Source organism: Nocardia cyriacigeorgica (assembly GCF_010868145.1).
Taxonomy (GTDB): domain Bacteria; phylum Actinomycetota; class Actinomycetes; order Mycobacteriales; family Mycobacteriaceae; genus Nocardia; species Nocardia cyriacigeorgica_D.
Map to the genome: position 1 here is coordinate 1 of NZ_JAAGUY010000028.1, position 20,763 is coordinate 20,763.

At 66.1% G+C, this 20,763-nt stretch carries 14 protein-coding genes; 2 read left to right on the forward strand and 12 right to left on the reverse strand.

Features of this window, described 5'->3' with window-relative positions; all coding sequences use genetic code 11:
• Positions 1-177 precede the first annotated feature (177 nt).
• Positions 178-696, reverse strand: a complete 519-nt coding sequence (locus GV792_RS24280; RefSeq protein WP_163826750.1) for a hypothetical protein — start codon at positions 694-696, stop codon at positions 178-180.
• A 142-nt stretch (positions 697-838) separates the two neighbouring features.
• On the opposite strand from GV792_RS24280, the gene GV792_RS24285 reads away from it, so the two are divergent.
• Positions 839-1,528 (forward strand): TetR/AcrR family transcriptional regulator C-terminal domain-containing protein, encoded by a 690-nt coding sequence (locus GV792_RS24285; protein WP_163826752.1) that lies wholly within the window; start codon positions 839-841, stop codon positions 1,526-1,528.
• Positions 1,529-1,626: 98 nt separating this feature from the next.
• Positions 1,627-2,823, forward strand: a complete 1,197-nt coding sequence (locus GV792_RS24290; protein ID WP_163826754.1) for a glycosyltransferase — start codon at positions 1,627-1,629, stop codon at positions 2,821-2,823.
• Between the two features lie 68 nt (positions 2,824-2,891).
• Here the strand turns inward: GV792_RS24290 and GV792_RS24295 are convergent, their stop codons facing one another.
• The 11 genes from GV792_RS24295 to GV792_RS24345 form a co-directional block, all read right to left on the reverse strand.
• Positions 2,892-6,845 (reverse strand): DNA-directed RNA polymerase subunit beta', encoded by a 3,954-nt coding sequence (locus GV792_RS24295; RefSeq protein ID WP_163826756.1) that lies wholly within the window; start codon positions 6,843-6,845, stop codon positions 2,892-2,894.
• Between the two features lie 102 nt (positions 6,846-6,947).
• Positions 6,948-10,472 carry a DNA-directed RNA polymerase subunit beta gene (gene rpoB / locus GV792_RS24300; RefSeq protein WP_375154317.1) on the reverse strand — a complete coding sequence of 1,175 codons (3,525 nt, stop codon included), beginning with the start codon at positions 10,470-10,472 and terminating at the stop codon, positions 6,948-6,950.
• 469 nt (positions 10,473-10,941) lie between these two features.
• Positions 10,942-11,742, reverse strand: coding sequence for a hypothetical protein (locus tag GV792_RS24305; RefSeq protein ID WP_256668095.1), 801 nt, complete (start codon positions 11,740-11,742; stop codon positions 10,942-10,944).
• Positions 11,743-11,823: 81 nt separating this feature from the next.
• Complete coding sequence (locus GV792_RS24310) at positions 11,824-12,735, reverse strand: hypothetical protein (RefSeq protein ID WP_175583031.1); 912 nt, start codon at positions 12,733-12,735, stop codon at positions 11,824-11,826.
• Positions 12,736-12,756: 21 nt separating this feature from the next.
• A complete protein-coding gene (locus tag GV792_RS24315) occupies positions 12,757-13,998 on the reverse strand; it encodes an MCE family protein (protein WP_163826760.1) in 1,242 nt (413 codons plus the stop codon).
• Positions 13,995-15,230, reverse strand: a complete 1,236-nt coding sequence (locus tag GV792_RS24320; protein ID WP_375154318.1) for an MCE family protein — start codon at positions 15,228-15,230, stop codon at positions 13,995-13,997. Before GV792_RS24320 ends, GV792_RS24315 begins: the two co-directional genes overlap by 4 nt.
• Entirely contained in the window at positions 15,230-16,459 is a 1,230-nt protein-coding gene (locus GV792_RS24325; protein ID WP_163826764.1) for an MCE family protein, read from the reverse strand. Before GV792_RS24325 ends, GV792_RS24320 begins: the two co-directional genes overlap by 1 nt.
• A complete protein-coding gene (locus tag GV792_RS24330) occupies positions 16,459-17,469 on the reverse strand; it encodes an MCE family protein (RefSeq protein WP_256668094.1) in 1,011 nt (336 codons plus the stop codon). The genes GV792_RS24325 and GV792_RS24330 overlap by 1 nt, the downstream gene beginning before the upstream one ends.
• On the reverse strand, positions 17,469-18,548 hold the full coding sequence (locus tag GV792_RS24335) for an MCE family protein (protein ID WP_175583032.1): 1,080 nt from the start codon (positions 18,546-18,548) through the stop codon (positions 17,469-17,471). The genes GV792_RS24330 and GV792_RS24335 overlap by 1 nt, the downstream gene beginning before the upstream one ends.
• Positions 18,545-19,897, reverse strand: coding sequence for an MCE family protein (locus tag GV792_RS24340; protein ID WP_163826765.1), 1,353 nt, complete (start codon positions 19,895-19,897; stop codon positions 18,545-18,547). Before GV792_RS24340 ends, GV792_RS24335 begins: the two co-directional genes overlap by 4 nt.
• Positions 19,894-20,760, reverse strand: coding sequence for an MlaE family ABC transporter permease (locus GV792_RS24345; RefSeq protein WP_163826766.1), 867 nt, complete (start codon positions 20,758-20,760; stop codon positions 19,894-19,896). Before GV792_RS24345 ends, GV792_RS24340 begins: the two co-directional genes overlap by 4 nt.
• Between the last annotated feature and the right edge of the window lie 3 nt (positions 20,761-20,763).

Below are 20,763 nucleotides of genomic sequence, written 5' to 3' on the forward strand. Positions count from 1 at the left end.
GGCCAACCCGCCATCGACGCCGCGGTCGCGTACCTGAACCGCACGCCCTGACGCCGACAACAGACTTCGGCCGCCGATCACTGACGAACCCGGCCAACGACAGCATTCGGCCCCTCGCTCCCATGGCGGAGCGAGGGGCCGAATGCGTATCGGGACCGAAGCGCGACAGGCCTTGCGTCAACTGACGGCCATGACCACCAGACCGAGCAGCGCCGCCCCGAACACCACCACATTGCGAACGTTCTGCAAGGTCCAGGTCCATGCCGGGAACCCGGCTTCGGCAGCCTTCAGCAGCGCAGGCACGTCGATACGGGCCAATTCCGGATCGCCCTTGCGCTCGAACGCGGCCTGGACCGACCGCACAGCCGTGAGGTTGCTGTAGACGATCACGGCATTGCCGAGCAGCACCAGGATCAGGACCGCCCAGTTCACCGGCCGCACCCAATCGGCGCCTGCGAGGTTCGCACCGGCGAGGGCGATCAGGATCGCCGCGATGCTGATCGGCGCGGCGGATTCGTGGCCGCTCGCGTCGAACCGCATCCCGTGCTCGGACAGCGCCGTCGTGCGCACGCCCTGGCGAGCCAGCTCCGACTGCGCCTGAACCATTGCACCTCGGCCGTAGCGGTTCCGAACGATCGGCATGCTGAGGAATGCGGCCGCGATTGCCAGAGCCATAACAGCGACGAAGGCGTTCATGATGGGTTCTCCTTGCCCAGGTGCACTCTCCCGTGCACCGACTTGAACTAAGTACAAGTAGAGAATACGCACAGACTTGCACTAAGTACAAGTGATTCCTTGAACTTTGTGCAAGAGCTGGGTTCGCGCATAGAGTGCAGCCATGTCCCGGGACACGCTGACCAGCGAACAGATCGTCGCGACCGCCATCGAACTCCTCGATGAGGAGGGCCTGGACGGGCTCAACATGCGCAGCCTCGGCAAGCGACTCGATGCCGCCGCCACCGCCATGTACTGGCATGTCAAGAACAAGGACAACCTGGTCCGACTGGCGGCCGACGCGGTGTGGGCCGAGGTCGACCTACCCGACCTGAGCACAATGGACTGGCGCACCGCCGCCGAGACCATGGCCACCGGGATGTACACCATGATCACGACACATCCGTGGCTGGTGCAGGCGCAGTCGTCGTATCTGCTCTACGGCCCCAACAAGTCCCGCCACGACGACCATGTCCTCGCCGTCTACGACGAGGCGGGCTTCGACGAAGCCGACGCCGACAACGCCGCCGCCACCGTCTTCATGTTCGTCCTCGGCAACGCCGTCGGCGCCGCAGCCAACGTCTCCCTCCATCGCCGCCTGGCCCAGAAAGGCAACGATCCCGAACACGAACTCCGCGAAGCCATGACCGCCGCCACCGACGTCGCCGCCCAATTCCCCCGCCTACGCCGCCGCATCGAATCCGCTGCCGCCTCCACCGGTTACAACGCCGCCCCCGACTCCGGCTTCACCTTCGGCCTGACCACCCTGCTCGACGGACTGCGCGACCGGCTTGCCGCCAGCGAGTCCGCCTGACGTACCCACGCATCGTCATCGGTGGGGACACCGTGACCTCCTGACTTCCCATGGCCGACTACGGTTCACGCCGAATTACGTGTGCAAGGAGGGGCAGCGTGCGGGTGCTGTTGTCGGCGAGCGGGACGCGGGGCGATATCGAGCCGGCCTTGGCGCTCGCACTGGGAATGCGCGAGGTCGGGGCCAAGGCACAGGTCTGCGCGCCGCCGGACTTCGCAGGGCGCTGCGCTGAGCTGGGCGTATCGATGGTCCCCCTTGGGCCGCCGATCCCTGGGCTGCGCGGCGCAAAGGTCTCGCCGGCGGATCTACTGGAATACGCCGACCAGTGGCCCACAGCTCAATTCGACACGATCCCCGCAGCGGCCGCGGGATTCGACGCCGTAGTAGCGACCGGCATGACCGAAATCGCCGCCCGGTCGGCTGCGGAACGTCTGGGAATCCACTACCAGTACGCGAGCTACCAGCCGACCAGCCTGCCCTCACCGCACCATCCGCCCATGCCGCGGATGCCGGGCGATCGGCCCGCACCGGAGGCGATCGGCAACGGGCTGCAGTGGGAGATCGACGCCCTCGGGTGGAACGCACAGTTCGGTACGGCGCTGAATTCCGGCCGGTCGACGCTCGGACTGCCACCGGTGGACGATGTGCGCGACCACGTCGTCACCGACCGGCCGTGGTTGGCAGCGGACCCGGTACTCGCACCATGGACGGAGTCCCCCGGTCTGGACATCGTGCAGACCGGTGCCTGGATCGTCCCCGATACGCGTCCCCTACCCGCCGACCTGGCGGCGTTCCTGGATGCGGGTACGCCCCCGGTATACATCGGCTTCGGCAGTATGCGGGTGCACAACGGCATCGCCCGGGTCGCGATCGACGCAGCCCGCGCGCACAACCGCCGTGTCCTCCTATCCCGCGGCTGGGCCGAGTTGTCCCCGGTCGACGGCCAGTCCGACTGCATGGCCGTCGGCGAAGTCAACCACCAGGCGTTGTTCCCCCGGGTCGCTGCCGTCATCCACCACGGCGGCGCGGGCACGACAACGACCGCCACCCGAGCCGGCGTGCCGCAAGTGGTGGTGCCCCAGATGATGGACCAGCCGTACTGGGCCCACCGAGTCACCGACCTCGGCATCGGCACGACGTGCGAAGGCCCCGCCCCCGACCTGGCATCGTTGTCTGCTGCCCTCGACACAGCACTGACCTCGACCACCCGAGACCGCGCGAACGCAATCGCGGGCATGATCCGCACCGATGGTGCGACGGTGGCAGCGAAGTTGTTGGCCGACGCGATCGGATAGCAGTTCCAGGTAGCACTTCGGCCCCGCTCCAAACCGGAGCGGGGCCGAATGCTGTCTCTACCTACCGATTACCGGTAGTCGCTGAAACCGTAGTCGTCCAGCGGGACCGCGGCACCTGTGGTGGTGCCGAAGCCCTCCGGGCTGTAGTAGGTGTCGTCGTAGGACGGCACCGCGTACGCCGCGGCACGTGCCTCTTCGGTCGGCTGAACCTGGATGTTGCGGTAGCGGTTGATACCGGTACCGGCGGGGATCAGCTTACCGATGATCACGTTCTCCTTGAGACCGATGAGCTTGTCGGAGCGGCAGTTGATCGCCGCATCCGTCAGGACTCGAGTGGTCTCCTGGAACGATGCCGCCGACAGCCACGAATCGGTGGCCAGCGACGCCTTGGTGATACCCATCAGCACCGGACGTCCGGCCGCGGGCTCGCCACCCTCGGACACGACGCGACGGTTGGCCGCCTCGAACTCGGCGCGCTCGGTGAGCGAACCGGGCAGGAACTCGGTGGCACCGGAGTCGATGATCGTCACGCGACGCAGCATCTGACGCACGATGGTCTCGATGTGCTTGTCGTGGATCGACACACCCTGCGAGCGGTAGACCTCCTGGACCTCGTGGACCAGGTGGATCTGCACCTGACGGGGGCCCATCACGCGCAGCACCTCGTGCGGATCCGCCGCGCCTTCCAGCAGCTGCTGGCCGACCTCGACGTGGTCACCGTCCGAGAGCAGACGCTCGGTGCCGTCGTCGTGCTTGAACACGCGCAGCCGCTGACGCTTCGAGAGCTTGTCGTAGACGACATCCTCGCCACCGTCATCCGGGATGATGGTGATCTTGTAGAAGCGATCGTCGTCCTCGAGCCGCACGCGACCCGAAACCTCGGCGATCGGCGCCTTGCCCTTCGGCACGCGAGCCTCGAACAGCTCCTGAACACGCGGCAGACCACCGGTGATGTCGTCACCTGCGACACCACCCTGGTGGAAGGTACGCATGGTCAGCTGGGTACCGGGCTCACCGATGGACTGCGCGGCGACGATACCGACGGCCTCACCGATGTCGACCAGCTTGCCGGTCGCCATGGAGCGGCCGTAGCAGGTCGCGCACACGCCGGTGCCGGTGGTGCAGGTCAGCACGGAGCGGACCTTGACCTCGGTGATGCCTGCGTCGAGCAGCGCCTCGATGGCCGGGTCGCCCAGGTCGGCGCCCTTCGTCACCACGACGTTTCCGTTGGCGTCGACCGCGTCGGCGGCCAGCGTACGGGCGTAGGTGGAGGTTTCCACATGCGCGTCGCGGATGATCGAGCCGTCGAGCTGCTTCTCGGCGATCGGCACCAGGATGCCGCGCTCGGTGCCACAGTCGTGCTCGCGCACGATGACGTCCTGCGAGACGTCCACCAGACGACGGGTCAGGTAACCCGAGTCGGCGGTACGAAGCGCGGTGTCGGCCAGACCCTTACGGGCACCGTGGGTGTTGATGAAGTACTCGAGAACGGTCAGGCCCTCACGGAAGGAGGACTTGATCGGACGCGGGATGAACTCACCCTTCGGGTTCGTCACCAGGCCCTTCATACCGGCGAGGGTACGAGTCTGGGTGAAGTTACCCGTGGCGCCCGAATCGACGATCGTGATGATCGGGTTGTCGGCCGGGTAGTGCGCACGCAGCGCCTTACCGACCTCTTCGGTCGCCTCCTGCCAGATCTTGACCAGGGCGTTGTTGCGCTCCTGGTGATCGAGCGCACCACGCTGGTACTTCTTCTCGATCTGATCCGACTGCGCCTCGTAGCGCTCCATGATCTCGGCCTTCTCCGGCGGAACGAGAACGTCCGACATGGAGACGGTGACACCCGAACGCGTGGCCCAGTAGAAGCCCGCGTCCTTGAGCTTGTCGACGGTCTGCGCGACCACGATCATCGGGTAGCGCTCGGCGAGATCGTTGATGATCGTCGCCTGCCGCTTCTTCGGCATCTGCTCGTTGATGAACGCGTAGTCCGCGGGCAGCAGCTCGTTGAACAGCACCCGGCCCAGCGTGGTCTGGGTGGTCCAGGCCTCGCCGCGACGCCAGCCCTCGGGGAACAGCTCCGCCTCGACGTCCTTGGGCGGACGCTGGTCGGTCAGACGCACCTTGATCAGCGACCGCACGGTCAGCTCACCACGGTCGACCGCCATCTGCGCCTCGGCGGGCGAGGAGTACACGCCCTGCTCCGGCGCGTCCTTGGTGGCAGGCTGGTACTCGCCCTTTGCGCCCTCGTGCAGGCGGGTCAGGTAGTACAGACCGGTCACCATGTCCAGACGCGGCATGGCCAGCGGACGACCCGAAGCCGGCGACAGGATGTTGTTCGAGGACAGCATCAGGATGCGGGCCTCGGCCTGCGCCTCCGCGCTCAGCGGCAGGTGCACGGCCATCTGGTCACCGTCGAAGTCGGCGTTGAACGCCTCACAGACCAGCGGGTGCAGCTGGATGGCCTTGCCTTCCACCAGCTGCGGCTCGAAGGCCTGGATACCGAGGCGGTGCAGGGTGGGTGCACGGTTGAGCAGCACCGGGTGCTCGGCGATGACCTCTTCGAGGACATCCCACACCTGCGGCCGCTGCCGCTCCACCATCCGCTTGGCGGACTTGATGTTCTGCGCGTGGTTCAGGTCGACCAGCCGCTTCATCACGAACGGCTTGAACAGCTCCAGCGCCATCAGCTTGGGCAGACCGCACTGGTGCAGCTTCAGCTGCGGACCGACGACGATGACCGAACGGCCCGAGTAATCGACACGCTTACCGAGCAGGTTCTGACGGAAACGACCCTGCTTGCCCTTGAGCAGATCCGACAGCGACTTGAGCGGACGGTTGCCCGGTCCGGTGACCGGACGGCCGCGGCGGCCGTTGTCGAACAGCGCGTCGACCGACTCCTGCAGCATCCGCTTCTCGTTGTTGACGATGATCTCGGGCGCACCGAGGTCGATCAGTCGCTTGAGGCGGTTGTTGCGGTTGATGACGCGGCGGTACAGGTCGTTCAGGTCGGAGGTGGCGAAGCGGCCACCGTCGAGCTGAACCATCGGACGCAGCTCCGGCGGGATCACCGGAACGGCGTCGAGCACCATGCCCATGGGCGAGTTGCCGTTGGTCTGGAACGCGGCCACGACCTTGAGTCGCTTGAGCGCACGCAGCTTCTTCTGGCCCTTACCGCTGCGGATGGTCTCGCGCAGGTTCTCGGCCTCGGCCTCGATGTCGAAGTTCTCCATCAGCTTCTGGATGGACTCCGCGCCCATCGCGCCGGTGAAGTATTCGCCGTAGCGGTCGGTCAGCTCGCGGTAGAGGACCTCGTCGACGATGAGCTGCTTCGGGGCCAGCTTGGTGAAGGTGGTCCAGATCTCGTCGAGCCGGTCCAGCTCACGCTGGGCGCGGTCGCGCAGCTGCTTCATCTCACGCTCGCCGCCGTCCTTGACCTTGCGGCGGACGTCGGACTTGGCGCCTTCGGCCTCGAGCTCGGCGATATCGGCCTCGAGCTTCTGGGCGCGGGCCTCGAGATCGGCGTCGCGCTGATCGGCGACAGCCTTCTTCTCGACCTCCATCTCCGCCTCGAGGGTGGACAGCTCGTTGTGACGGAGCTCCTCGTCGACGGTGGTGATGACGTAGGCGGCGAAGTAGATGATCTTTTCCAGATCCTTCGGCGCCAGGTCGAGCAGGTAACCCAGGCGCGAGGGCACGCCCTTGAAGTACCAGATGTGGGTGACCGGTGCGGCCAGCTCGATGTGGCCCATCCGCTCACGACGCACCTTGGCGCGGGTGACCTCGACGCCACAGCGCTCACAGATGATGCCCTTGAAGCGGACACGCTTGTACTTGCCGCAGTAGCACTCCCAGTCCCGGGTGGGACCGAAGATCTTCTCGCAGAACAAGCCGTCCTTCTCCGGCTTGAGCGTGCGGTAGTTGATGGTCTCCGGCTTCTTCACCTCACCGTAGGACCACCGGCGGATGTCTTCGGCGGTGGCAAGGCCGATCCGGAGTTCATCGAAGAAGTTGACGTCTAGCACGTAACTTCCTTTCCCCTGTGCGGGTCGAATTCGAGCAAAAGTTCACTAGTGAGTCGAGCGCGGAGGCCGGATGACGTCCGGAGACGGCACCCGGCCCGCCGCCTAGTTCGCCAAATCGTCGACGGTGGCCGCTTCGTTCCTTGACAGGTTGATGCCCAGGTTGGCCGCCGCCCGCTCCAGATCCTCGTCGTCGCCATCGCGCATCTCGATCGCGGCGCCGTCGGACGACAGCACCTCGACGTTGAGGCACAGGGACTGGAGTTCCTTGAGTAGCACCTTGAACGATTCCGGAATGCCCGGCTCCGGAATGTTCTCGCCCTTGACGATCGCCTCGTAGACCTTCACACGGCCCACCACGTCGTCGGACTTGATGGTCAGCAGTTCCTGCAGGGTGTAGGCGGCGCCGTAGGCCTGCATGGCCCAGCACTCCATCTCACCGAAGCGCTGACCACCGAACTGCGCCTTACCACCGAGCGGCTGCTGGGTGATCATCGAGTACGGGCCGGTCGAACGGGCGTGGATCTTGTCGTCGACCAGGTGGTGCAGCTTCAGGATGTACATGTAGCCGACCGCGACCGGGTACGGGAACGGCTCGCCGGAGCGGCCGTCGAACAGGGTCGCCTTGCCGTTCTCGTTGACCATGCGGTCGCCGTCGCGGTTGGGCAGGGTCGAGCCGAGCAGACCGGTCAGCTCCTCCTCGCGGGCACCGTCGAACACCGGGGTGGCGATGTTCGAGTCGGCCGGCGCACCCAGCATCTGCTCGGGCAGGGCCTTGGCCCACTCCGGACGGGTGCCGTCGGCGGCCACGTCGACCTGCCAGCCCGCCTTGCCGATCCACCCGAGGTGGGTCTCCAAGATCTGACCGATGTTCATACGACGCGGAACACCGTGGGTGTTCAGGATGATGTCGACCGGGGTGCCGTCGGGCATGAACGGCATGTCCTCGGTGGGGAGGATCTTGCCGATGACGCCCTTGTTTCCGTGCCGACCGGCCAGCTTGTCGCCGTCCTGGATCTTGCGCTTCTGCGCCACGTACACGCGCACCAGCTCGTTGACGCCGGGAGGCAGATCGTCGTCGTCATCGCGCGAGAACACGCGGATGCCGATGACCTTGCCGGACTCACCGTGGGGCACCTTCAGCGAGGTGTCGCGGACCTCGCGGGCCTTCTCACCGAAGATGGCGCGCAGCAGCCGCTCCTCCGGGGTCAGCTCGGTCTCGCCCTTCGGGGTGACCTTGCCGACCAGGATGTCGCCGTCGCGGACCTCGGCACCGATGCGGACGATGCCGCGCTCGTCCAGATCGGCGAGCACCTCGTCGGAGACGTTCGGGATGTCCCGGGTGATCTCCTCGGCGCCCAGCTTGGTGTCGCGGGCGTCGATCTCGTGCTCTTCGATGTGGATGGAGGTGAGGACGTCGTCTTCCACGAGGCGCTGCGACAGGATGATCGCGTCCTCGTAGTTGTGGCCCTCCCACGGCATGACCGCGACGAGCAGGTTCTTGCCCAGCGCCATCTCACCGTTCTCGGTGCAGGGACCGTCGGCGAGGACCTGGCCGGTCTCGACCCGCTGCCCCTCGTCCACGATCGGACGCTGGTTGGCGCAGGTGCCCTGGTTGGAGCGGGCGAACTTGCGCATCCGGTAGGACTTGCGAGTGCCGTCGTCGGCCATCACGGTGACGTAGTCGGCGGAGACTTCCTCGACCACACCGGACTTCTCGTTCACCACGACGTCACCGGCGTCGACCGCGGCGCGCAGCTCCATACCGGTACCGACCACAGGGGCCTCGGAACGGATCAGCGGCACGGCCTGACGCTGCATGTTCGCACCCATGAGGGCACGGTTGGCGTCGTCGTGCTCGAGGAACGGAATCATGGCGGTCGCGACCGACACCATCTGGCGCGGCGAGACGTCCATGTAGGTCACCTCGGGCGGGGCGACGAACTCCATCTCCTCGTTGCCCTTGCGCGCGAGCACCCGGTCGTCGAGGAAGTTGCCGTCGGCGTCGATCGGCGAGTTCGCCTGGGCGCGGACCTCGCGGTCCTCCTCGTCGGCGGTGAGGTACTTGACCTCGTCGGTGACCCGGCCCTCGACGACCTTGCGGTACGGCGTCTCGATGAAGCCGAACGGGTTGACCCGCGCGTACACCGACAGCGAACCGATCAGGCCGATGTTCGGGCCTTCCGGGGTCTCGATCGGGCACATGCGGCCGTAGTGCGAGGGGTGGACGTCTCGGACTTCCAGGCCGGCACGCTCACGGGACAGACCACCTGGGCCGAGCGCGTTGAGGCGGCGCTTGTGGGTCAGGCCCGACAGCGGGTTGTTCTGGTCCATGAACTGCGACAGCTGGGAGGTTCCGAAGAACTCCTTGATCGCGGCGACGACCGGGCGGATGTTGATCAGGGTCTGCGGCGTGATGGCCTCGACGTCCTGGGTGGTCATCCGCTCGCGGACCACGCGCTCCATGCGGGACAGGCCGACCCGGATCTGGTTCTGGATCAGCTCGCCGACGGTACGGATACGACGGTTGCCGAAGTGGTCGATGTCATCGACCTCGACCGGAACCTCGGCACCACCGGGCGCGGTCATCGCGCGGTCACCCGAGTGCAGGCGCACCAGGTACTCGATGATGTTGACGATGTCTTCCTTCGTCAGCACCGAGCTGGTGACCGGCTCGCCGAGGTGGATACCCAGCTTCTTGTTGATCTTGTAGCGACCGACGCGTGCCAGGTCGTAGCGCTTCTCCTTGAAGAACAGGTTCTCCAGCAGGTTCTGCGCGGACTCCTTGGTCGGCGGCTCGCCCGGACGCAGCTTGCGGTAGATGTCCAGCAGCGCCTCGTCCTGACCGGCGGTGTTGTCCTTCTCGAGGGTGGACATCATGATTTCGGAGAAGCCGAAACGCTCGTGGATCTCCTCGGTGGTCCAGCCCAGCGCCTTGAGCAGCACGGTGACCGGCTGACGACGCTTGCGGTCGATGCGGACGCCGACGGTGTCGCGCTTGTCGACGTCGAACTCCAGCCACGCGCCACGGCTCGGGATGACCCGCACGCTGTGCAGATCCTTCTCGGTGCTCTTGTCGACGGAGTGGTCGAAGTAGACACCGGGCGAGCGCACCAGCTGCGAGACGACGACGCGCTCGGTGCCGTTGATGATGAACGTGCCCTTGTCGGTCATCATCGGGAAATCACCCATGAAGACCGTCTGGCTCTTGATCTCACCGGTGTTGTTGTTGATGAACTCCGCGGTGACGAACAGCGGAGCCGCGTAGGTCATGTCCTTGTCTTTGCACTCATCGATAGAGGCCTTGACCTCTTCGAAGCGCGGATCCGAGAAGGACAGAGACATCGACCCGGAGAAGTCCTCGATGGGCGAGAGCTCCTCGAGCACCTCCTCGAGCCCACCGACCAGGCCGACGTCGCCGCGGGCAGCTGCCCGCTCACGCCATTCGGGCGACCCGATCAGCCAGGCGAAAGATTCCGTTTGTAGATCGAGAAGCCCGGGCACCGCAAGCGGCTCCCTGAGCTTCGCGAAAGACACCCGCAACGGGGCCCCGGGGATAGACCCCGCAACTCCCAGCTTCGAATTGGCGCTTGTCTGGGTGGAGACTGCCAAGATGCGTCCTTCCAGCACCTCACGCGCGTCGCGTGGTGGTCCGCGACCGTCGCTTGTCTGCTACGAATTCCGCTGGTTACAACCCGAACGAAACTCGAACAGGCACCAACGGAAGTAACACCGGAAGGGTGGAACTTACGTGTGCAAATCGAGGTATGGACAGGAGGCAGCCAGCGCAACGTCCAAACTTACACCTACTGACACGGAGGTGTCAAAGTACCAGCCGTGCGAATTTTCGCGTGGCTGACGCGCCGTGTCCGGCCCACCCTGCTCCGGCCGTGTCCGATTCCGCTGGCTGCGTCGTGAACCACGGTGAGCCGAGTGTCATATGTGACGGATTACCGCCACGGTGACAGCTGCCGCTGCTGTGAATAGCGTGACGGGTCCAACGAGACTCGTCAAGTGGCAGCACCGGGTCGGCAGCCGGCGAGATCGACTGCCCCGCTGTGCTTATCCAGGCCGTGTAACGGCTCGGATCAGCCGGTTGTCATCGGTCGATGATGTCTTCGGCCAGCCAGCGGCCATCCACCTTCCGCATCTGCAGCACCACCGGTCCGGCGACACTCTGCTGCGCGATCCCGTCCTTCTCCGCACTGACAACGAGGTTGACAAGGACCTCGGCTCGGTCGCCGGACAGCAACGTCACACCGATCGGCTCGGGATGGGCTTCGGTGCTGGTCCCGGCCTGTTTTATGGCCGAAATGGTGGTCGCGGCATAGCTGTCGAGCTCCTCGCGCATAGTGCCGGTGAGCACCTGCGAGACGGCCTCCTGATAGCCGTCGATGTCGTTGACCTCATAGCCGTAGACAGTGCGCAGGGCGTGCTCGGCGGCGGCCCGCACTTCTTCGGTGGTGGCGTTGTCGACGAAAGCGGAGTTGTCGTCGGGGACACCGGGTCGCAGGGCGGCGACGATGGCGAAGGCGGCCAGCGCCAGCGCGGCGATACCGCACGCCAGTGGGAGGGTCCAAGAACCGGCCCGACCGGAGCGGGGGCGTCTGCGCGACAGGAAATGGCGGCGATCCCGGCCGCTCTGCGTCGGACGCGACAGCCGTGCAATGCGCGCGGCCTTGGTGCGGGACGCGCGGGTGGTGCTCGCTCCGGTCAGCGCGGCGGGGCCGCGGCTGTCCGCGCGGCGTGCTCCGCCGGCGCGGCTGCCGGTCGAGCGAGCGCCGGACGCGGCGATGCCACGGGTTCCCGTCGACGGCGTACCGGTGCGGCGGATCGGACGACCCTGGCGTTCGGCCGGGCGACGAGAGGAGATCTTGTTGACGGATCGACGTTCAGCCATCGCTGTTCCTCCTTGGCACCGGCTATCGACTGGAGTTGTGGGACGGGTGACGCGCCCGGCCGCCGAGCGCACCCCGGGGTGTCACCGGGTTCCGCCCGGACGGAGCGAACCGGTGGGCTCCGCCGGGGCGGGAGCGGCGCCCGACTCACCCGGTGTGGAAGCAGGCCCGGAGCCAGGCGACTGGCTGCCCGGGGTGGCGCCACCCTGGCCGGGCGCCGGCGGGTCGGCGGGAATGGTTCCGGCATCGTTCAGCGGCACCGGCTGACCCAGCGACGCCACCTGCTCGGCTTTCCAGGTCTGCCCTTCCTTGGCCATGTCGAGGCTCCAGGTGTACCGATACCCGGTCGGCCGCTCCCCTGGCTTGGCCTCGGTGACACGCAGCACCACCAGCGCCGATGCCCGATCCCGCTCGGAGTTCAGTGAAGTCAACGCCGCGCCGAGCACGGTTGATTCCATCCGCACGCCCGCCTGCGTCGCCATTGCCTCGGCCTGCTGCTGATGTTCGGTCGCCGAGGCAAGGATCGGCCCGGTCATCGACGACCGCGCGATCGCCAGCGATCCCGGCACATCGTCGAGATTCATCGAGGTCATATTGATCGCCGCCTGCTGCGCGGCGTCCAATGCGGCATCGCGCGCGGCCGCCCGTGGTCCATCGGTGAAGTAGGCGGCCCGCACCCAGCCCGCCCCGAACCACACGGACGCGGCCAACGCGACCACCAGCGCACCAACCGCCGCAGCCGTAACGAGCCTCGTCGGACCGGACCGACCGGGCCGATCATCTGCCATGTGTGTTCCGCGCTCGGCGGCGACCGACGACTCCGTCCCGATCTCGCCGTCCTTCTGGTCGGCGGCTTCGGTGCGAGACTCGGGGGCGGTGGAGGACGGCACCGGCTCGGCGGCACCAGGCTGCGGGTTGTGGCCGGGACCGGTCTGCGCTTCGCTCCGGGGCGGACGCTCCGGGCTTCCCTCGGGATCGAGCGGGTCGAGATTCACTACACACCTCGTGTCATTCGGTCAGCGTTTCGGCGTTACTCCCAGCAGGGTCGAGAGCTGGACGGCAATGGGGGTCAGGTTGAGCTTGTCGGGGTCGACCTTGGGGTTGTCGTCCCACGGCTGGACGATGGCTGGATCGGCGAGGTCGGCACGTTCACCACCGCGGACCGCGGTCGGATTGCCGAACGGCACCGTGCAGGTGGCCTCGGTGTTGAAGGGGAACTCGTCGCGGGTGTCGTCGAAGTCCGGGTTCTGCGCCTTCATCTGGTCGAGGATCACCTGGGTGCCCTCGTAGCCGACGGTGCAGGCGGGTGGGTTGTTGGTCTCGAGCACCAGCCCGAAATGGCTGGTGCCGTCGCCGGGCGCGGTGGCGGAGGCGCCGATGGACAGCTGCGGCAGCATCTGTAGCAGCGGTTTGATCGCGTAGAACTGCGGGGAGATGGCCAGCAATAGCACGCGCAGATTCGTCAGATCGGTGGTGAGCGCGCCGCCGCTCTCGTTCAGCAGGGCACCGATCTGCTGACCGGCGTCGGTACCGGTCCCGATGAGCCGGCGCACCGCGGGATCGCTGGCTCGCAACTGTGCGGCGAGCTGGTCGAGGCCGGCGCTGAACTCCCGAATCTCGGCCGACTGGGCGGCCTGCGTGCCAAGGGCGACCCGGCCGTCACGTATCAGCTGCACCGTCTGCGGCAGCGCCTCACGGAAGGTCTCGGTGAAGGTGCGCAACGAATCGAGCAGCCCGCGCAGATCGCCGCCCTTGCCGTCGAGCGCACGGCCGAGTTCGGTGACTGTCGTGCTCAGAGCCGTCAGGTCGACGGTGCTCGCGAGGGTGTCAACGCTGCCGATCAGTTCCTCCACCGGCACCGGTGTGGTCACCGTATCGATGATCGACCCGTCCCGCAGGTACGGTTCGCCGACGGTGTCGGGTTGCAGGTCGACATACTGTTCACCGATCGCCGACCGGTTGGCCACCACGGCCCGCGCTGATGACGGGATCGGCGGCGAACTCGCATCGATCACCAAGGTGATCAGCACTCCGTCATCGGTCAGGTCGAGTCCGCCCACCCGGCCCACCGGCACCCCGCGATAGGTGACCTCGGCGTCGGTGTAGGCACCGCCGGTGTGCTCGGCCCGCACCATCACCTCGTACTGGCCGAACCCGAGCATGTGATCGAGCCGGATATAGCGGGCGCCGACATAGACGACGCCGAGCACCGCAACGATCGCGAACGCGATCAGCTGATACCGCACCATGCGCGTCATCGCGGACCACCCCCGGCGCCGAACTGTTCGAGCAGCGGCCCGAGCTGCGGCGGAAGTCCTGGCACACCCGGTTGCCCCGGCACGGGCACGACCGCCATCGTCGGCGGCAAGGGCAGCAGTGACACCGTCGGCCAGCCGGGTCGCGGTCCGTTGCCGTTGTAGTACGGGTTGCTCGGGTCGACATTCACCGGCGGCCCGATCGGCGGGATGTACACCGGGTCGGGTTTGCCGACGCCGAGGTTGCTCAGTGTCACGCCGATCTGCTGATCCACCGACAGCCAGGTATTGACCTGCCCGCCGAAGGTGCCCTCCAGGGTCGAATCCGGGAACGGATAGGTGGGGATCAGCGGCAGCGCGGTCACCAGGTCCGGCGCGGCGCGGCCGAGTTCCTGCAACGTGGGCCGCAGGGCGCGCAGATCGCGGATGAGGTCGTCCTTGGCGGTGTCGATGACGTCGAAGCCGGCCCGCCCGACCCGATCCAGCTGGGCAAGCAGCGCGATCAATTGCGGCCGCTGCTCCTCCAGGATCCGGATGCCCTCGGGTAGTTCGTCGATGATCGCGGTGAGCTGCCCGGTCTGTGCGGCGACTCGATTGCTCAGCGTCTCCAGACCATCGAGCGCCCTCGTGATGTCGTCGACCTGGTCGTTGAGCCCGCCGATGAGGGTGTTCGCCTCCTCCAGCACCGCACGGACCCGATCCTCGCGACCACCGAGCGCCTTGTTCAACTCACTGACAATCGGCTGCAACTGCGCCACCCCACCGCCGTTGAGGAGTAGTGACAACGCTCCGAGCACCTGCTCGATCTCGGTGGCGTGCCTGGTGTTGGTCAACGGGATCACCGCGCCGTCGGTCAGTCGTGGCCCCGACTCACCACCTTCTGGTGCGGACAGTTCGATGAACTTCTCGCCGAGCAGATTCGACTGCCGCACCTCGGCCAGCGCGTTCGCGGGCAGATCGACCGACGAATTCACCAGTGTCGCGACGTTCGCGGTCCAGCCGTCCGCGGCGAGGGTGATGTCCTCCACTCGTCCGACCGGCACGCCCTCGACCTTCACCACGGACTGTGGCACCAGATCCAGCACATCGTCGAAACGGATATCGATACGCATGGGATCCGCACCGACGTCCGCACCGCCGGGCAACGGAATGCTGTAGATGCCGTCCGACGAACACGACCCGAGCAGTAGTCCCGACAGCACGACGGCAGCAGCTCCCGCGATCCGGCGACGCATCATCGCTCACCTCCCTGCGAAGGCGGCAGCCGATCGGATGGCGTGCCCGGCACGGTGCCCGGCACGGGGGCACGCTGCTGGTTCTCGCCGCTCAGGATGCCGAACGGCAGGATCAGGGTCGGGGTCTTGACGGCCGCGGTGATCTGGTCGGCGATGATCGTGCAGCGTTCGAGCAGCGGCCGCATCTGTTTGCCGATCGCCTCGAACTTCGGATCGCCTGGCATGAGCTTGCTCAGATCGAGCATCCGGCAGATCGCGCCGAACGGGTCCTGCAGATCGGGGAAGTTGGCGCGCATATCGAGCGTGCCGGATTCGCCGTTGTGGATATTGATCAGGTTGCTCAAGGCCACCGGCAGCACCGGCAACGCTTCCGCCAGCGCGTCACGCTGGTCGGCGAGGGTTTGGGTGAGGGTGATCAGCGAGTCGGCATTGCCCTGGATCAGCTGCCGGTTCGCGTCGATGAACCTGGCCACATCGCCGAGCGCGATCGACAGCAGTTCCAGCGCATTACCGAGGTTCTGCCGTTCACCGGCCAGAAACGACGACAGGTCCGCGAGCTGGGTGTTGAACTGACGCACCTGCTGGTCGTTGCGGGCAAGCATCGTGATGAACGATTGCAGGTTCTTGACCGTGTCGAAGATGTCGCCGCGCGAATCCGACAGCGTGCGTGCCGCCGCCGACAGTTCGGTGATGCCATCGGCGATCGCGGCGCCATTGCCCGCCAGATTCTGCGCCGAGGTCTGCACCAGCTGATCGAGTGCACCGTCGGCATTGGCGCCCTCAGGGCCGAGGGCCCGCGATAGTTCGGTGATACTGCGATAGAGCTGATCCACTTCGATCGGCGTCACCGTCCGGTCGCGCGGGATCGTCGCGGTGCGCTCCATTTTCGGTCCGCCCCGGTAGACGGGTGTGAGCTGGATGTAGCGGTCCGACACGATCGACGGGGTGATCTGCGCGGCCCGTGCGTCGGCGGGAATGTCGTAGGAACGGTCGACGCTCATGACGATCTTCACCTGATCGCCCATCGGCTCGACCGAATCCACCGACCCCACCGGAACACCGAGGACCCGCACATCCGAACCCTCGTAGATGCCCACCGAGCGGTCGAAGTAGGCAGTGATCGTCGTGGTGTTCAGCCGGTCGAACAACCACCACAGCGCCCCGCCCGCGACCAGCGCGATCACCACGGCCAGCGCGATCGCGATCTTGCTGCCACGTCGCATCGCCATCAGTTGCCTCCCAGCGTGCGCACCGGCGGCCGATAACCGGGAATCTCCGGCAGACCCGGCGGCGTGACGTTGACGATGACCGCGTCGAACCATCGTCCCGTGCCGAGCACATTCGCGTACACCCCGTAGAACGGTGCCGCGAGTTCCAGCGTCGTGGCGATGTTCTGCTGATTGGCATTGAGCAGGTCGATCGCGGCTTGCAGATTCGTCAGCGCCGGACCGATCTGTTTCTCGTTATCGGCCACCAGCGCACTCAGCTCGGTCGATACCGTCTGCGCGCCGGCCAGCAGCTGCGAGATGGACTGCTGGCGGATATTGAGTTCGGCGAACAGCTGACCGGCCGAGGTGAGCAGACGCTCGAATTCGGCATTGCGATCGGCCAGCACCTGGGTGGTCTTCGCGGTCGCGGCGAACAGTTTGCGCAGTTCGTCGTCGCGTTTGGCCACGGTGTTCGACAGCCTGGTGACCCCGTCGATGGCACTGCGAATATGCGGCGGCGTGGCGGTGAACGCGTCCGAGAGCACCCGCATCGAGGTGGCCAGCTGGGTGGTATCGATATCGTCGAGGGTGCGCGCGGCATCGCTGAAGGCGTCGATCACGTCGTAGGGAGACACGGTGCGCGACAACGGGATCGGCTCACTGGGATCGGCCACCCGCGAACCCTGCGGATCCAACGCCAGATACTTCTGCCCGAGCAGCGTTTTGATCTGGATGGAGGCGGTGGTTTCGTCGCCGATCCAGGTGTCCCTGGTGCGGAAGTCGACCAGCACCCGGTCACCGTCGAGCCGCACGCCCGATACCGAACCGACCTTCACTCCGGCGACCCGCACTTCGTTACCGCGTGTGAGGCCTGCGGCTTCGGAGAATTCGGCCGAGTAGGAGATGCCTGCGCCGATGATCGGCAGCCGGTCGAGGAAGAACGCCGACATCGTCACCAGCAGCACCATCACCAGGCCGAGCACGCCGATAAAGGCGGGGCTGCGTGTGCCGAGCAATACCCGGTCGTCCATCAGCGGCCCCCTTCCCCATGACAGCGCGGGGCGGCATTGGTGTAGAGCGGCTGATTGATCGTCGGCATCCCGGCGGGCAGATTCAGCTGAGGGGCGTCGGGGACACCCGGCCCGGCCACGATGTCGATGCCGCACAGATAGAACTGGAACCAGGAACCGTAACTGCCGACACGGCCGAGCTTTTCCATCTTGATGGGCAGATTCACCAGCGCCTGGTTCACCTCGTCGCTGCGTTCATCGATGACGCCGGTCAGCTGACTCAACCCGGCGATGGTGCCTTGTAACGACGGACGGGTCGGCACCAGCAGTTCCGAGGTGGCGGTGGCGACGTCACCGAGCGAGGTGACCGCGTTACCGATGATGTCGCGTTGGGCGGCAAGGCCGTCGATCAGCGCCGCGGTATTGACGATGAGCTGGTCGAATTGATCCTCGCGCGCGTTGATCGTGTCGAGCACCTCGGTCAGGTCCCGGACCAGCTCCCCGATGACCGCGTCCTTGTCGGCGATCTTGTTGGTCAGGTTCGCGGTGCTGGCAACCAGGTCTGCCACGGTGCCCTGCTCACCCTGGAAGACCTGGATGATCTCGTAGGACAGCTTGTTGACGTCCTCGGGCTGCAATGTACGGAACAGCGGCCGGAACCCGTCGAACAAGGTGGTCAGATTCAATGCGGGCCGGGTGCGCTCCAGCGGGATCGTGGCGCCCTCGTTGAGCTTGCGCCCCTGTTCGCCGGGGCCGCGTTCGAGCTCGATATAACGTTGCCCGACCAGATTGCGGAACCGGATGGTCGCGGTGACCGACGCGGGCAGCCATTCCCGATCGGTGAGCTCGAACTTCACCTCGGCCAGGCGCCGGTCCACGATCGAGATGCCGGTTACCTTGCCGACGCGCACACCGGCGATCCGGATCTCATCACCCGGATTGAGCGAGGTGACATCGGTGAAGCGGGCTTTGAACAGCGTCCCGCCGCCGGTGTAATTGGCGATCGACAGCCCGAGAAACGTCGTCGCGAGCAGGGTCACCACCACGAAGATCACCAGTTTGGTGAGCGGACCACCCAGGCCGCGCAGCTTCGCCTTCATCGCACACTCACCTCGCTGCCGCGGAAGGCGGGTGCGGCGATCCTGGTCACCCAACCCGGCACCTGATCCGGCGAAACCCCTTGCACGGCACCGTAGATCGCGCCGAGGGCATGCTGTTCACCCGGCGAGCCGGCGAGGGTCGGGGTATTGCCCGCGGGGAAGACACCGAACTGCGGCGCTTGCATGGCGCCGATCTGCTGATCGCCCGGATTACGGCTCGGCACCTGATAGGAGCCGTCATTGTTCGGCCCGCCCGGATACTGCCCGGCATCCACACCCAGCGGAAACTCCGGGAAACAGGAAGGACCGCGGGTATCGAGCCAGCGCGGTTCGTCTTGATTTGGCAGGTAGCGACCGCGGGTGTTGATCAGCTCGATCGTCACCCTTGAGCCGGGGCGGTCGGTGCCCATACCCATGATCTGGTCGATGCGCGGACGCATCTCGGCGAAGTTGGCCAGCGCGCAGACGTAGGTCGGCGAATAGGTGGCCAGCAGTTCCAGTGCCGGGCGGGCGTCGGCGGCGATATCGATGATGTTGTCGTGGTTGGCGATCAGGAAGTCGGCGGTCGCCGCCGAGGTCGGCGTCAGGGTGGCAAGCAACACGTCGATATCGGTGCGGCGCTGCACAATCGTCGCGTTCGTGGTGCGCAGGTTGTCCAGGGCGTCGATCAGCTGCGGTGCGGCGTCTGCGTAGGTGACCGCGGTTTCGGCCAGACTGCGCAGGCCCTCGCGCAGCTCGGGCAGCACCGCATTGACGTCGGTCAAGATGACATCGAGCCGATCGAGCGTCGCACCGAGCCCCTCACCCTGGCCGGACAGCGCTTGCGACAGCGCGCCGAGTGTGGCTGCCAGATCCTGCGGCGGAATCGCCTGCAACAGTGGCAGCAGATCGTCGAGCAGCTGGCTCACCTCGATCGCATTGCCGCTGGCGTCCTGATGCAACGTCACCCCGGAGGTCAGATGCTCCGGGCTCGGATCCTGCGGGATGACCAGATCCACATAGCGTTCACCGAACAGGGTCTTCGGCAACAACCTGGCAGTGGTGTTGACCGGGATCTGCTCGGCGCGATCCGGATCAATGGCCAGCTCGAGGGTGACCTCACCGCCCTCGGCGCGGCTGGACCGTACCTCGCCGACGTTGACTCCGCGCGCCTTCACATCGGCGTTCTTGGTGAGCGAGTTGCCGACGCTGTCGGTGATCAGACGGACATCGACAGAGTTCACGAACGTCTTGTTGTAAATGGCCACAGTCGTCCAGAGGAACAGCGCCACCAGCACGAAGAACGCGATACCGAGCAGTCTGTTCCTGACCTTGGCCGTCGACCGCCACCACTGCACCCGGCTGCTCATCCCGCCACCCGCACCGTCGTCGTGGTGCCCCAGATCGCCAGACTGAGGAAGAAGTCCAGCACATTGACCAGCACGATCGCGGCGCGGACCGCCCGCCCGACCGCGACGCCCACTCCAGCGGGACCGCCGGTGGCGTGGAAGCCGTAATAGCAGTGCACCATGATGATCACGAACGCGAACACCAGCACCTTGAGGAACGAATACAGCACGTCCTCGGGTGGCAGAAATAGCCCGAAATAGTGGTCATAGGACCCGCTGGACTGGCCGTTGAACCAGATGCTGATCATCCGCGAGGCCAGGAACGTCCCGAGCAGGCCGACGACATAGAGCGGAATGACGGCGAGGAATCCCGCGATCACCCTGGTCGTCACCAGGAACGGCACCCCGGGGACCGCCATGACTTCCAGCGCGTCGATCTCCTCGGATATACGCATGGCGCCCAGTTGGGCGGTGAAACCACAGCCCACTGTCGCCGACAACGCCAGTGCGGCAACCAGCGGCGCAATTTCCCTGGTGTTGATATAGGCGGTGAGAAATCCGGTCAGTACCGAACTTCCGAGCGAATCGAGCGCCTTGAAGCCCTGCAGCCCCACCACCACACCGACCGAACCGGACATGAACACGATGACGCCGATGGTCCCGCCGATCACCGCGAGCGCACCGCTGCCGAAGGTCACCTCGGCCAGCAGGCGCATGACCTCCTTGCGATAGTGCACCGCGGTCCGCGGAATCCATGCGATGGCACGGGAGTAGAACGACATCTGCTCGCCCGCGCGATCGATGACATTCAGTGGCGCACGTGCGAAATCCCCGGCCCGGCGGGCCGTCTTGGCAAGGGCTGGATTCCGGTAGCGGACAGCCACCGG

What these genes read in the sequence shown, in the direction of transcription:
- GV792_RS24305 (WP_256668095.1), bottom strand. Translation starts at nt 11,742, where the DNA reads ATGGCTGAACGTCGATCCGTCAACAAGATCTCCTCTCGTCGCCCGGCC.
- GV792_RS24315 (WP_163826760.1), bottom strand. Translation starts at nt 13,998, where the DNA reads ATGACGCGCATGGTGCGGTATCAGCTGATCGCGTTCGCGATCGTTGCG.
- GV792_RS24320 (WP_375154318.1), bottom strand. Translation starts at nt 15,230, where the DNA reads ATGCGTCGCCGGATCGCGGGAGCTGCTGCCGTCGTGCTGTCGGGACTA.
- GV792_RS24280 (WP_163826750.1), bottom strand. Translation starts at nt 696, where the DNA reads ATGAACGCCTTCGTCGCTGTTATGGCTCTGGCAATCGCGGCCGCATTC.
- GV792_RS24340 (WP_163826765.1), bottom strand. Translation starts at nt 19,897, where the DNA reads ATGAGCAGCCGGGTGCAGTGGTGGCGGTCGACGGCCAAGGTCAGGAAC.
- GV792_RS24325 (WP_163826764.1), bottom strand. Translation starts at nt 16,459, where the DNA reads ATGGCGATGCGACGTGGCAGCAAGATCGCGATCGCGCTGGCCGTGGTG.
- GV792_RS24335 (WP_175583032.1), bottom strand. Translation starts at nt 18,548, where the DNA reads ATGAAGGCGAAGCTGCGCGGCCTGGGTGGTCCGCTCACCAAACTGGTG.
- GV792_RS24285 (WP_163826752.1), top strand. Translation starts at nt 839, where the DNA reads ATGTCCCGGGACACGCTGACCAGCGAACAGATCGTCGCGACCGCCATC.
- GV792_RS24330 (WP_256668094.1), bottom strand. Translation starts at nt 17,469, where the DNA reads ATGGACGACCGGGTATTGCTCGGCACACGCAGCCCCGCCTTTATCGGC.